This is a genomic window from Pectobacterium sp. F1-1 (assembly GCF_025643735.1).
GTDB lineage: Bacteria > Pseudomonadota > Gammaproteobacteria > Enterobacterales > Enterobacteriaceae > Pectobacterium > Pectobacterium colocasium.
The window spans coordinates 1-12,578 of record NZ_CP104733.1 but is presented as its reverse complement, the minus strand read 5'-3'; the positions used below and the strand labels follow the sequence as shown (position 1 = coordinate 12,578).

The window sequence follows — 12,578 nt, the reverse complement described above, 5'->3', positions numbered from 1 at the left end:
TTTCATATTGTTTTTACTGTTTTTTGAAGGCGATCATAAATAGCGCAAGTGGAGAATATTTTTATCCCTACATTCGCCATTGATGATAAAAAAGGAGGATTTTTCCCTATAATGACGGCATCAAGCTGCGCAAAAGGAGAACGGGAAAGTACGATGGTAACCATGCTCGATGTAGCGAAAAAAGCCGGTGTCTCCAAGGCCACCGTATCACGCGTGCTGACGGGAAATAACTACGTCAGTAAAACCACGCGGGATCGGGTATTCCGGGCGATCGAAGAGATTGGCTACCGGCCCAACCTGCTGGCGCGCCAGCTCGCCACGAGCAAATCGCAAATCATTGGTTTGGTCGTGACCAACACGCTATACAGCGGCCCCTATTTCAGTGAATTGCTGTTCCAAACGGCGACGATGACGGAAAAATACGGGCGGCAGCTCATCATGGCGGACGGCAAACACAGCGCCGAAGAAGAACGGGAAGCGATTCAGTTTCTGCTCGATTTACGCTGCGATGCCGTCATTATCTATCCGCGCTTTCTTTCTATCGATGCACTGGAAAGCATCATCGAACAGCATGAACAGCCGATCATGGTCGTCAACCGTACGCTGCATCGGCACGGTGACAACAGTATCTGCGCCGACCACCAACAACACGGCCATAATGCCGTCAACTACCTGATTGCGCAGGGTCACCGTGATATTGCGTTTATCTGCGGATCGGCGAATTCTCCCACTGGCGCGAGCCGACTAGCGGGCTACCGGCAAGCGCTGGAGGAAAATGGGATTCCCTATAGCGACAAGCGGGTTGCACCCGGCGACTGGACCCATGATAGCGGCTATACGGCAGCAAAAATCCTGCTGCAACAGGCGGCCACCTTCAGTGCACTGGTCGCCAGCAATGACGATATGGCGATTGGCGCGGCAAAAGCGTTGCGCGAACACGGCCTGACGATTCCGCAGGACGTTTCGCTGTTGGGGTTCGACGATTTGCCGATGGCCTCATGGTTCTACCCGCCGCTCACTACCGTGCACGTCCCCGTCGCAGAGATGATTAACTATACCCTTGAGAAGCTGCTGTGTCGGCTGGAAGGTGAAACCATCCTGCCTGCGCCAGACTTCAAAGGCGAATTGATTATCCGCGACTCCATCAGCAAAGGCCCCGCCGCTTAACCCATCGCTCACTCGGTTTTATTCTCACTATCGGCCTGCTGATCTGGCAATCCGGCCAGCAGCAAAAGAGCATCGCACAGCAGTATCTTGAGCAAACGGCGTATACCAACAGCTACCTGATTCAGCAAAAACTGGATGTCGCACTCCATGCAGCGCGCAATCTGGTGCAGAGCGTTGTCAGCCTGCAAGAAGCAGGCAACGCCGATCGGAAAACCGCAGAAACACTGCTGAAGAATGCGCTGAAGAGCCACCCTGATTTCCTTTCGATGTCGCTGGCATGGGAACCAGATGCGTTCGACGGCAAAGATCGAGAGTACGCTGGCCAGCCCGATCAGGATCCGCAAGGCCGCTTCGTCCGTTATGTCGACCGCGATACCGCAGGCAATGTTGCGCTGCATAATCTGGTGGATTATGAAACGCCCGGCAGCGGCGATTACTATCTACTGCCGAAGAAACTCCAGAAAGAAGTAATTCTGGAACCGTATAGCTACCCTTACAACGGCGTCGATGTCCTGCTGACCTCTATTGCCGTGCCCATCATCATCAACAACAAATTTTACGGCTCCGTTACCGCGGATTTCTCGCTGGATACGCTGCAACAGCTGACCAACAACATAAAACCCTATGAGGGAACGGGCTACGCCCAACTGCTGTCCCACACTGGCGCCTACATTTCTCACCCCGACAAAGCCCGGGTGACCAAAAAAATTGAAAACGACCCAACGCTGCTTGAGCATGTCACGACAGGGCAGCCTTATCAGATTGAACGTGACAATGCTGTGCTGAACACGCCAGCGTTTAACGTGTATGTGCCAGTCACCATCGGCAATACCGGCACGCCCTGGATACTCGGCCTGTCAGCTCCGGTCAATGTGGTGATGGCGAAAACGGTGCAGCAGCGGAACCTGGGGCTGCTGCTTATGGTGCTGAGTATCGTGGTGGTTTCCGGCGTACTGGGCATCATATTTAACCGCAAGGTCGCTCGTCCTATCGGTGGGGAACCTTCTCAGGCGGCACAGATCGCCCTGTCCGTCGCGCAAGGGGATTTAACGCAAACCATCCCCGTACAACCGAAGGACGACAGCAGTATTTTTTACGCCATGAACGCCATGCAGGCACAGTTGAGGGATATCGCCGAGCAGCTGATTAGCACCAGCGAATCCGTCAGCCACGGCGCGACGGAAATTGCGGCAGGCAACACCGATCTGGCTTCCCGTACCGAGCAACAGGCGGCGGCTCTGGAAGAAACTGCCGCCAGCATGGAGCAGATTACGGCGACGGTAAAACAGAATGCGGATAACGCCCATAACGCCACCACACTGGCGCAGAACGCGGCCCACATCGCTCAGAAAGGTGACAAGATAGTCGGTCAGGTTGTTCACATTATGAGTGAAATCGACGACAGTTCGAAGAAAATTGCCGACATTACCAGCATCATCAATGGTATCGCGTTCCAAACCAATATTCTGGCACTCAACGCGGCGGTGGAAGCCGCCAGAGCGGGCGAACAAGGGCGCGGTTTTGCCGTTGTTGCCAACGAGGTGCGTAACCTCGCGCAGCGCAGCGCCAGTGCCGTAAAAGATATCACCGCGCTGATTACGGAATCCGCCAGCCGCGTCGACAGCGGCGTCACGCTGGTTCAGAGCGCCGGTGAGACCATGCAGGACATGCTGCGTGCCGTCACGTCGGTAAAAGACATCATGGATGAGATCGTCTCCGCATCGGACGAACAATCGCGTGGGATCAGCCAGGTGACACAGGCCGTTCATGAGATGGACGGCGTCACCCAGCAGAACGCCGCACTGGTGCAGGAAGCCACGGCTGCGGCCGCGTCGCTGGAAGAACAGGCCAGACAGCTCGCCCAGACAGTGCTGGTCTTCAAGCTCTCGTAATCCTCCTTCTTCACCCACTCCCCACACGGGCCGGAAACGGCCCGTGCATTATTCCCAACGTGGGCAGCCGTCCTCGAACGAATGTGACGTTGGCTTCAGCTCCGGGCTGTTTTTCTCATCAAAATTTCCAATTGTCAGCGCAATGGTTGGCTCATCATCAATCGCTCCCAGCGTGCTGCCGCAGTGCGGGCAAAAAGCCCGGCTGGAGTAATCAGACGACCGATAGCGCGCGGGCTCTCCGCCTTCACCAATCCACTCAACCGCTGACCGGGGAAACTCAACCCACAGCAGCGTTGGCGCACCGGAATGCTGCTGGCAATAAGTACAGGAGCAGGCATGGGGATTGCCCGGTTCACCCGTGGCTCTGAACCGAATCTGCCCACATAAACACCCACCCAAATATGATTTGATCGTCACGCTACTCTCTCCCTATTCTGCCGAAAAGGCGGGTATCAATATTCGCCATAGATGATATAAGTAATATGCTAACCTTATGATCCCTTTGCCAGGGAGTGACGCCCAGTCCTTGCGCCAGCTCTCACGAGAATAAAATCTACAGACCCGTAAGCTGCAAATATATATGAAATTCATAAAATTACCGCTACTGGCGCAAATCTCATCAGCGCATTTGGTGAGTCACTTCCATATGATGGTGCTACCTGCACTTATTCCGCTGCTATCAGCCCAGCGCGATATCAGTTTTGTTGAACTTGGGTTTGCGCTTAGCGTATTCAACATCGTCTCCGCCTGTGTACAGACGCCGATTGGCTTTATGGTGGACCGCATCGGCGCGCGCCGCACATTAACCGCGGGCTTAGCGCTCGGAAGCCTCTGTTTTCTCTCGCTCGGTTTCTCAGGCAGCTATGTTTGGCTGGTCGCCGCGATGGGGCTGGCTGGCGTGGCAAACGCGGTTTATCACCCGGCGGATTACGCCTTACTGTCGCGCGGAATTGATGAAAAACGTATGGGCCGCGCCTTCTCGGTGCATACCTTCTCCGGCTTTCTGGGTACGGCCATTGCGCCCGGCATTTTGCTGTCCATCGCCGCCTTTTCCGGCATCAATAGCGCCTTTATCGTTTCCGGTATCATCGGCTTACTGACGATACCACTGCTTCTGACCGATCGCGATGAACCTAGCCGAGTGAAGCCTGCGGTGGCAAGCACCCAGCCTGGCAAAGTGCGTGCAGCTGTGTTCACACTGCCGATTCTGGCGCTGTTGATTCTGTTCCTGCTGCTGAATTTAAGTACGGGCTCGATTCAGAACTTCTCGGTTACCGCGTTAGTCACGGGCTACGATTTGTCGCTGTCACAGGCTAACGTAGCGCTGACTGCGTTCCTGTTCGCCAGCGCCTTTGGCGTATTGGCTGGCGGCTCACTGGCGGATAAAACCAGGCGTCATGGGCTGGTAGCGACAGCGGCGCTGGCCGTGACCGCCGTGCTGGTCAGTATTGTTGCCCTGTATTCCTTACCGACTCTCGTGCTGGTGCCGTTGCTGGCTGCTGCCGGTTTCCTCTCCGGTATGATCGCGCCCTCTCGGGATATGCTGGTGCGTGCCGCCTCACCGCCGGGCGCGGAAGGACGGGTATTTGGGATTGTTTCTACTGGCTTCAACATCGGCGGGGCGGCGGGGCCGGTGCTATTCGGCTGGCTGCTGGATCACGGTCACCCTCACGCCATTTTCTGGTCTGCCGTCATCTTTATGCTGATCACGGCGTTTATCACTCTGCTACAGGAAATGCGCAGCGCCAAACGGCGTGCGCCGGCCTGATGAAAAGATATAAAAAACGTAGGGAACGTTTTTCAACGTCGCTCGTGGCGGGCAGGAAGCTCGTCATAAAAAAAGGTTCATCGCGCTTTACCGGGGAACGCTGCTTTAATTTTCAGGAAGAAGTAGTCGTTATCCCGGTATCCATAAGCCATTCGCTTTAGTACCTTGATTTTGTTATTCATCCCCTCCAGCACACTCGTATTCAGACGATGTTCAGCACTGGCGATTATCCCGCTCACGTAGCCCTTGAGCTTATCTGCGAACTGCTGCAGCGCTTTTATATCGCTCTCCTGAGACTGCCTGTACCATTCATCCCAGCGATGCCGGGCCACCTCCTTATCCGGCGCATACCACAGCTCTTTCAGCGCAGTTTTCATCACGTACACGGTGTTCAGCGGCTGGTTGGCCTCCAGCAACTCTGCCAGCTTTACATCATGACCTGCTGGCAGATTTTCAGCGTTACGCAGCAACAGCCAGCGGCTGCGCTTGATAACCTTCCGGGCTTTCGCGTTGTCACGTAGCTGATTCGCCTGGTCAACCCGCACCCTGTCGATGACCTCGCGACCGAACTTCGCCACCACGTGGAACAAATCATAGACCACTTCCGCCTGTGGGCATTGCTCCCTGACTTCAAGGTCCAGCGCCGTGTTCATGTCCATTGCGACAGACTCGATAGCCGCGCAGCCTTCCGGTCCCAGCCAGGTGAAGAACGGGCGGAAGGCCGCGCGGCTGCGACCTTCCCCGACCCACAGCACCTGCTGCGTATCAGCGTCCACGACCACAGTGGCATAGCGATGGCCTTTAAACAGGGCGAACTCATCCATTATCAGGCGGCGAAGTGTATGTCGCTCTGGCTCCTGCAATTCCCGACGCAAACGGCGGAGGTCGATATTCTTGATGGTGTGCCAGTGCAGGCCTGTCAGCTGTGCTACGTGCTTCACGGGGAGTAGACGGCTAAGAGACTCAACCCAGACGGATAATGTAGAGGTGTAACGCTGCCTCTCAGGCAACCAGGAGATACGTTCGGTGGCAACACCGCAGCAGGCGCAGCGAAGACGACGAACAGGAACCAGAAGGGTGACGCGCCAGTGCAGCAAATCCCGCTCACGAACCTGACGTACAGAGACATCATGAACGGCACAGTCTCTTCGGCCACATCGGCGGCACTGGGGTGCAAAACGGGGGTCTGGGCGAAGCGTAATAAGCAGCGCATCAGATGAGGAATGGGAAAAGGAGTCAACGGTAAAGCCTTCCCAGAAAAGGGAAGAGAGGTTAGCATTCATGGCAGACGGCGGTTGAGTGGTCGGTTAGTGTTTTGGCGAATACAAAACTAACCACTTTTACCGCCGTTTTCTATTGGTTCACGCTTAAGCGCGATGAACCTAAAAAAAGCCAGCTTCGCAGGGAGCTGGCTCAGGTTGCTGATAAACCGATCGAGCGGTGATAATGGATAGATCGTAAAGACGCTGTAAACACATCCCTGTGCGCTCGGATTGCGCAGATATGAATCTCATCCCTGAGATTCACCCTTACAGGGCCGTCGCAAGCGACGTTCAAAAGCGCTCCTGACGCTTTTGTCCATGGCGCAAACGCTTTACTCTTCTATTCCATTATCACCGTTTTCACTCTTCAGAAAGACTTATCAACGGTCAGAATTTATCTAAATCAGATATCGATATTCATCGCTTTCAGGGCGTTCTCTTCGATAAACGCACGGCGCGGTTCAACGGCATCCCCCATCAGGGTCGTGAACAGCTCATCAGCGGCAATAGCGTCTTTCACCGTCACGCGCAGCATGCGGCGGCTGGTCGGATCCATCGTGGTTTCCCACAATTGTTCCGGGTTCATTTCACCCAGACCTTTATAACGCTGTACGGTCAGACCACGGCGGGACTCTTTCACCAGCCACTCCAGCGCCTGCTCAAAGCTGGCAACCGGTTGACGACGCTCACCACGTTCGATGTACGCATCTTCTTCGATTAGGCCGCGCAGTTTTTCACCCAGCTGATTCAATTTGCGATATTCGCTACCCGCGACGAAGCCTGCGCCCAGCGGATAATCGGTATCCACACCGTGCGTACGTACACGCAGCGCCGGTTCAAATACGCTACGTTCTTCATCATGGTGAATGACAAAGCTGTAGGTGCTGCCGTGCACTTCGTTTTCGTTCAGGCTGCTAACCAGCGATTCCGCCCACGCCTGCACCTTTTCACGCTCGCTCAAATCCGCTTCGGACAGCGTCGGTTGATAGATCAGACGGTTCAGTAATGCACGTGGGAAGCGGCGCTCCATACGACCGATCAGCTTCTGTACGGCATAATGTTCAGAAACCAGCTTCTCCAGCGGTTCCCCCGCCAGCGCAGGAGCCTGTGCATTGGTGTGCAGCGTCGCGCCGTCCAGTGCCAGCATGATCTGGTACTGATCCATCGCTTCATCATCTTTGATGTACTGTTCCTGCTTACCTTTTTTCACCTTGTACAGCGGCGGCTGCGCAATATAAACGTGGCCACGCTCAACAATTTCAGGCAGTTGACGGTAGAAGAAGGTCAACAGCAGGGTACGGATGTGCGAACCATCCACGTCAGCATCGGTCATGATGATGATGTTGTGGTAGCGCAGTTTGTCCGGGTTGTACTCATCGCGGCCAATACCGCAGCCCAGCGCGGTGATCAGCGTCGCCACTTCCTGCGAGGACAGCATCTTGTCAAAGCGCGCTTTCTCAACGTTCAGGATTTTACCCTTCAACGGCAGAATCGCCTGATTCTTACGGTTACGCCCCTGCTTGGCAGAGCCGCCCGCTGAGTCCCCTTCCACCAGGTACAGTTCAGACAGCGCCGGATCACGTTCCTGACAGTCCGCCAGTTTGCCCGGCAGGCCAGCCAAATCGAGCGCACCTTTACGGCGTGTCATATCACGGGCTTTACGCGCCGCTTCGCGAGCACGTGCAGCATCAATAATTTTGCCGACCACGATTTTGGCGTCTGACGGGTTTTCCATCAGATAATCCACCAGCTTCTCGTTCATCAGGGATTCAACAGCGGTTTTCACTTCGGAAGAAACCAGCTTGTCTTTGGTCTGCGAGGAGAATTTCGGATCCGGCACTTTCACGGAAACCACGGCAATCAGCCCTTCACGCGCATCGTCACCGGTGGCGCTGACTTTGGCTTTCTTGCTGTAGCCTTCTTTATCCATGTAAGTATTCAGCGTACGGGTCATCGCGGCACGGAAGCCGGCCAGGTGCGTACCACCGTCACGCTGTGGAATGTTGTTGGTAAAGCAGTAAATGTTTTCCTGGAAACCATCGTTCCACTGCAATGCCACTTCCACGCCGATGTCATCTTTCACCGTCGAAAAATAAAACACATTCGGGTGAATTGGCGTTTTGTTGCGGTTAAGGTAATCAACGAAGGCCTTGATACCACCGTCATAATGGTAGTGATCGGCTTTATCTTTCTCACGCTCGTCGATCAAGCGAATGGAAACACCGGAGTTCAGGAACGACAGCTCGCGCAGACGCTTAGCCAGAATTTCATACTCGAACTCCACCACGTTGGTGAACGTCTCATGGCTCGGCCAGAAGCGTACCGTGGTACCGGTTCTGTTGGTGTCGCCCGTCACGGCCAGCGGTGCCTGTGGCACGCCGTGTTTATAGGTCTGCTCGTGAAGTTTTCCATCGCGGTGAATAACCAGTGTCAGTTTTTCTGACAGGGCGTTAACCACGGAAACCCCTACGCCGTGCAAGCCGCCGGAGACTTTATACGAGTTATCATCAAACTTACCGCCAGCGTGCAGCACGGTCATGATCACTTCAGCCGCAGACACGCCCTCTTCCGGGTGAATCCCCGTCGGAATACCACGACCATCATCCTGCACCGATACCGAGTTATCGGCATGGATGGTGATGATAATGTCTTTACAATAGCCAGCGAGCGCTTCGTCGATAGCGTTGTCCACAACCTCGAATACCATGTGATGCAGGCCGGTACCGTCGTCCGTATCGCCGATATACATACCTGGGCGTTTACGTACCGCATCCAGCCCTTTCAATACCTTGATACTTGAGGAGTCATAAGAATTCGACATCAACGTTTCTCGCTCATTTTAGTCCTGTGATTGAACCGTTATTTTACCCTGTTCCACGCGGAACATCTTGCCCTTTTCACCAACCATGTCTTCTATCTGCTCAGCGCTGACCGCGCTGACAAAAACCTGTGCATGGGTGGCTTTCAACCGTTCAGCCAGCAAACGGCGGCGGGTACTATCCAGTTCGGAAGCAAAATCATCAATCAGATACAGACAGCGGAGTCCGTTCTGACGGGTAAGAAATTCACCCTGAGCCAGCCTCAGCGCACACATCAGCAGCTTGAGCTGACCACGGGACAGCATATCCTCGACCGCCACGCCGCTGGCGCGGATGCGGAAGTCGGCTTTATGCGGCCCCAGCGCCGTATAACCTAACATACGGTCGCGTTCGAACTGCCGTTCCAGCAGTTCTGCATACTCACTTTCTTTATCCCAGCCGCGCTGGAAAGAGAAACTGAGAGAAAATTCAGGCAGAAATTGCGTACAGGTCGTGGCGATATCATTGGCAATCGCCGCACTGTATTGTGCGCGCCACTCGCTGATACGTTCCGCCAGTGGCACCAGTTCCTGATCCCAGGCTCTGAGCTGCCCATAGTGACTCACCTGACGCAGCGCCGCATTACGCTGGCGCAACAAACGCTTCATGTTGCTCCAGGCCGCGAAAAAACCGGGTTCGTTATGGAAACACCCCCAGTCGAGAAAGGCGCGACGAAACTTCGGCCCACCGTTGAGCAGGGTAAATCCTTCCGGGGTGATCAGCTGTATCGGCAGCAGTTGCGCCAGTTCAGCGACTTTATGGCCGTCGCTGCCGTCAATCCGCACCTTACTGTCGCCCTGACGGTTTTTGCTTAACCCTACGGATCGCTCCGTTTCTGTGCCATCAATACGGCCATGCAGCACAAACTCAGGCTGGTCATGACGGATGACACGCCCCGCCTGAATGCTACGAAACGCCCGTCCGTGCCCTAGCGTATAAATCGCTTCCAGTACGCTGGTTTTACCGCTGCCGTTGGCACCCACTAAAAAGTTAAAGCCGGGAACCAGCGCCAGATCGGCCGCCTCGATATTGCGGAAATCTTTGATGAGAAGACGAGTGAGAGCCATGTTGCAGTTATCTTAATGATGAAAGGGCAAGTAAACTTGCCCAATAATTCTACAACCGCATTGGCATAACGACATAGGCCGCCGCCCGGCTGGCGCTATCTTCGATCTGCACGCTGGAAACGGAATCGGTCAGCAGCAAACGTACACCTTCGCACTTCAGCGCGTTCAGCACATCCAGTACGTAGCTGACGTTAAAGCCAATTTCCATCTCGGTGCCGTCGTACTGCACATCCAGAATCTCTTCCGCTTCTTCCTGCTCTGGGTTGTTGGCAGTAATTTTGAGCTGATTCTGAATCAGGTGCAGGCGTACGCCGCGGAATTTCTCATTCGATAAAATCGCCGCACGAGAGAAGGCCTGTTTGAGCAAATCACAGCTGGCTTCCAACGTTTTATCCGGGTTCTTCGGCAATACGCGGCGATAATCAGGGAAACGCCCATCGACCAGCTTCGACGTAAAAATGAAGTCGCCGACATGCGCGCGAATATTGTTGCTACCGATTTGCAGCTGTAACGGTGTATCGCCGCCATCCAGCAAACGCACCAGCTCCATCACACCTTTACGCGGCACGATCACCGAATGTGATGGCAAAGATTGACCAACTGGCATGGAACAGACCGCCAGACGGTGACCATCAGTCGCGACCGTGCGCAGCTCTTCACCTTCGGTTTCAAACAACATACCGTTGAGGTAGTAGCGAACATCCTGATGCGCCATCGAAAACTGTGTCGCTTCGATCAAACGCTTCATCGTCGCCTGCGGCAGAGAAAATTCAACGTCGCTCTGCCAGTCATCCAGATTAGGGAAATCCGCCGCGGGTAGCGTAGACAGCGAGAAACGGCTGCGGCCAGAACGCACCAGCATGCGATCGCCATCCAGCATGATGGTGATTTCCGCGCCTTCCGGCAGCCCCCGGCAAATATCGAACAGCTTGCGGGCTGGGACGGTCGTGGCACCCGGCTCATGCGGCTGCGTCAGCGCCACTTTCGCCACCATCTCCATTTCCAGATCGGTACCAGTCAGCGACAGTGCGTCTTCCGTCACCTGAATCAGCAGGTTGCCCAGAATCGGTAAAGTCGGTCGGCCGCCCAGCGGGCTGCTAACCTGTTGTAATGGCTTTAACAGACGTTCGCGTTCAACAATAAATTTCATAGTGTTATGACGATAGAGTTCTGATTAAATTGGAAAAATCTTCTTTGATGTCGTGGCTTTCTTCACGCAACTGCTCAATCTTGCGGCAGGCATGCAACACCGTCGTATGGTCACGCCCGCCAAAGGCATCGCCGATTTCCGGCAGGCTGTGATTCGTCAGTTCTTTCGCCAACGCCATCGCCATCTGGCGCGGACGCGCCACCGAGCGGGAACGACGTTTAGACAGCAGGTCGGCTACTTTGATTTTATAGTATTCCGCCACCGTCTTTTGAATATTGTCGATAGTAACCAGTTTTTCCTGCAACGCCAGCAAATCGCGCAGCGCTTCACGCACAAAATCAATGGTGATGGAGCGGCCGGTAAAATTGGCGTTAGCGATAACACGGTTCAGTGCGCCTTCCAGCTCACGCACATTCGAACGCAGGCGCTTGGCAATAAAGAACGCAACTTCACCAGGCAGGCGAATGTCATTTTCATCTGCCTTTTTCATCAGGATCGCCACGCGGGTTTCCAGCTCTGGCGGTTCAATCGCGACCGTTAAGCCCCAGCCGAAGCGGGATTTCAGGCGATCTTCCACGCCGTTGATCTCTTTCGGGTAGCGGTCAGACGTCAGAATAATTTGCTGGTTGCCTTCCAGCAGCGCGTTGAAGGTATGGAAGAACTCTTCCTGCGAACGCTCTTTATTCGCAAAAAATTGAATATCATCGATGAGCAGCGCATCAACAGAACGGTAGTAGCGTTTGAACTCTTCAATCGCGTTGTTCTGCAACGCTTTCACCATATCCTGCACGAAGCGCTCGGAGTGCATGTAGACCACTTTCGCGTTGGGTTTGCGGGCAATGATGCCATTTCCCACCGCGTGCAACAGGTGCGTTTTACCCAAACCTGTGCCGCCATAAAGAAACAGCGGGTTATAGGCGCCACCGGGGTTATCGGCCACCTGACGCGCCGCCGCACGCGCTAACTGGTTCGATTTACCCTCAACGAAGTTATCAAACGTATGCTTGGGATTCACATTGGAACGGTAGGTATGCTCTGCCTGTGCCGGTGAGTTATCCCAGCTTGGACGTACCGGTGCCGAGCGTACCTGCTGCGCAGGCGCAGCACTGACCTGCTTGTGATGCGGCTGCGCATGCTGGCTGAGAGCCTGGACCAGCGGTTTACTCCCCACCTCAAAACGCAGCAAAGGTGCATCCATCCCGCAGAAATCATTCAGCAGGCCATTGATATTATTTAAGTATTTATCACGAACCCAATCCAGCACAAAGCGATTGGGGGCGTAGAGCGCCAGAGTGTTATCACTCAGCTCCGCCTGCAACGGGCGTATCCACATACTGAATTCTGTGGCAGGTAACTCATCCTGCAAACGGGCAAGACACTGCTGCCAAAGCGAAAGCGACACGGCGGACTCCAC

9 protein-coding genes are annotated in these 12,578 nt (G+C 54.6%); 3 read left to right on the top strand and 6 right to left on the bottom strand.

Annotated elements, in window-relative coordinates:
• Positions 1–153: 153 nt before the first annotated feature.
• Both NAL19_RS00045 and NAL19_RS00040 read left to right on the top strand, forming a co-directional pair.
• Positions 154–1,167 carry a LacI family DNA-binding transcriptional regulator gene (locus tag NAL19_RS00045; RefSeq protein WP_225086372.1) on the top strand — a complete coding sequence of 338 codons (1,014 nt, stop codon included), beginning with the start codon at positions 154–156 and terminating at the stop codon, positions 1,165–1,167.
• Positions 1,125–3,059 carry a methyl-accepting chemotaxis protein gene (locus NAL19_RS00040; protein WP_263059763.1) on the top strand — a complete coding sequence of 645 codons (1,935 nt, stop codon included), beginning with the start codon at positions 1,125–1,127 and terminating at the stop codon, positions 3,057–3,059. Before NAL19_RS00045 ends, NAL19_RS00040 begins: the two co-directional genes overlap by 43 nt.
• A 48-nt stretch (positions 3,060–3,107) precedes the next feature.
• On the opposite strand, the gene NAL19_RS00035 is transcribed toward NAL19_RS00040, so the two are convergent.
• Complete coding sequence (locus NAL19_RS00035; RefSeq protein WP_263058419.1) at positions 3,108–3,476, bottom strand: GFA family protein; 369 nt, start codon at positions 3,474–3,476, stop codon at positions 3,108–3,110.
• A gap of 163 nt (positions 3,477–3,639) precedes the next feature.
• Here NAL19_RS00035 and NAL19_RS00030 point away from each other — a divergent pair, with 163 nt between their 5' ends.
• Complete coding sequence (locus NAL19_RS00030) at positions 3,640–4,827, top strand: MFS transporter (RefSeq protein WP_263058418.1); 1,188 nt, start codon at positions 3,640–3,642, stop codon at positions 4,825–4,827.
• Positions 4,828–4,904: 77 nt separating this feature from the next.
• On the opposite strand, the gene NAL19_RS00025 is transcribed toward NAL19_RS00030, so the two are convergent.
• From NAL19_RS00025 to dnaA, 5 genes are all read right to left on the bottom strand, one after another.
• Positions 4,905–6,110, bottom strand: a complete 1,206-nt coding sequence (locus tag NAL19_RS00025; RefSeq protein WP_225086319.1) for an ISL3 family transposase — start codon at positions 6,108–6,110, stop codon at positions 4,905–4,907.
• A 382-nt stretch (positions 6,111–6,492) separates the two neighbouring features.
• Positions 6,493–8,910 (bottom strand): DNA topoisomerase (ATP-hydrolyzing) subunit B, encoded by a 2,418-nt coding sequence (gene gyrB, locus NAL19_RS00020; RefSeq protein ID WP_263058417.1) that lies wholly within the window; start codon positions 8,908–8,910, stop codon positions 6,493–6,495.
• 18 nt (positions 8,911–8,928) lie between these two features.
• Positions 8,929–10,014 (bottom strand): DNA replication/repair protein RecF, encoded by a 1,086-nt coding sequence (gene recF, locus NAL19_RS00015; protein ID WP_010281217.1) that lies wholly within the window; start codon positions 10,012–10,014, stop codon positions 8,929–8,931.
• A gap of 49 nt (positions 10,015–10,063) precedes the next feature.
• Positions 10,064–11,164 carry a DNA polymerase III subunit beta gene (dnaN, locus tag NAL19_RS00010; protein ID WP_012772749.1) on the bottom strand — a complete coding sequence of 367 codons (1,101 nt, stop codon included), beginning with the start codon at positions 11,162–11,164 and terminating at the stop codon, positions 10,064–10,066.
• A 4-nt stretch (positions 11,165–11,168) separates the two neighbouring features.
• Positions 11,169–12,566 carry a chromosomal replication initiator protein DnaA gene (dnaA, locus tag NAL19_RS00005; RefSeq protein ID WP_263058416.1) on the bottom strand — a complete coding sequence of 466 codons (1,398 nt, stop codon included), beginning with the start codon at positions 12,564–12,566 and terminating at the stop codon, positions 11,169–11,171.
• Positions 12,567–12,578 lie beyond the last annotated feature (12 nt).

Coding starts and splice junctions, on each gene's coding strand:
- NAL19_RS00045 (WP_225086372.1), top strand. CDS start 154: ATGGTAACCATGCTCGATGTAGCGAAAAAAGCCGGTGTCTCCAAGGCC.
- NAL19_RS00030 (WP_263058418.1), top strand. CDS start 3,640: ATGAAATTCATAAAATTACCGCTACTGGCGCAAATCTCATCAGCGCAT.
- NAL19_RS00025 (WP_225086319.1), bottom strand. CDS start 6,110: ATGAATGCTAACCTCTCTTCCCTTTTCTGGGAAGGCTTTACCGTTGAC.
- gyrB (WP_263058417.1), bottom strand. CDS start 8,910: ATGTCGAATTCTTATGACTCCTCAAGTATCAAGGTATTGAAAGGGCTG.
- recF (WP_010281217.1), bottom strand. CDS start 10,014: ATGGCTCTCACTCGTCTTCTCATCAAAGATTTCCGCAATATCGAGGCG.
- dnaN (WP_012772749.1), bottom strand. CDS start 11,164: ATGAAATTTATTGTTGAACGCGAACGTCTGTTAAAGCCATTACAACAG.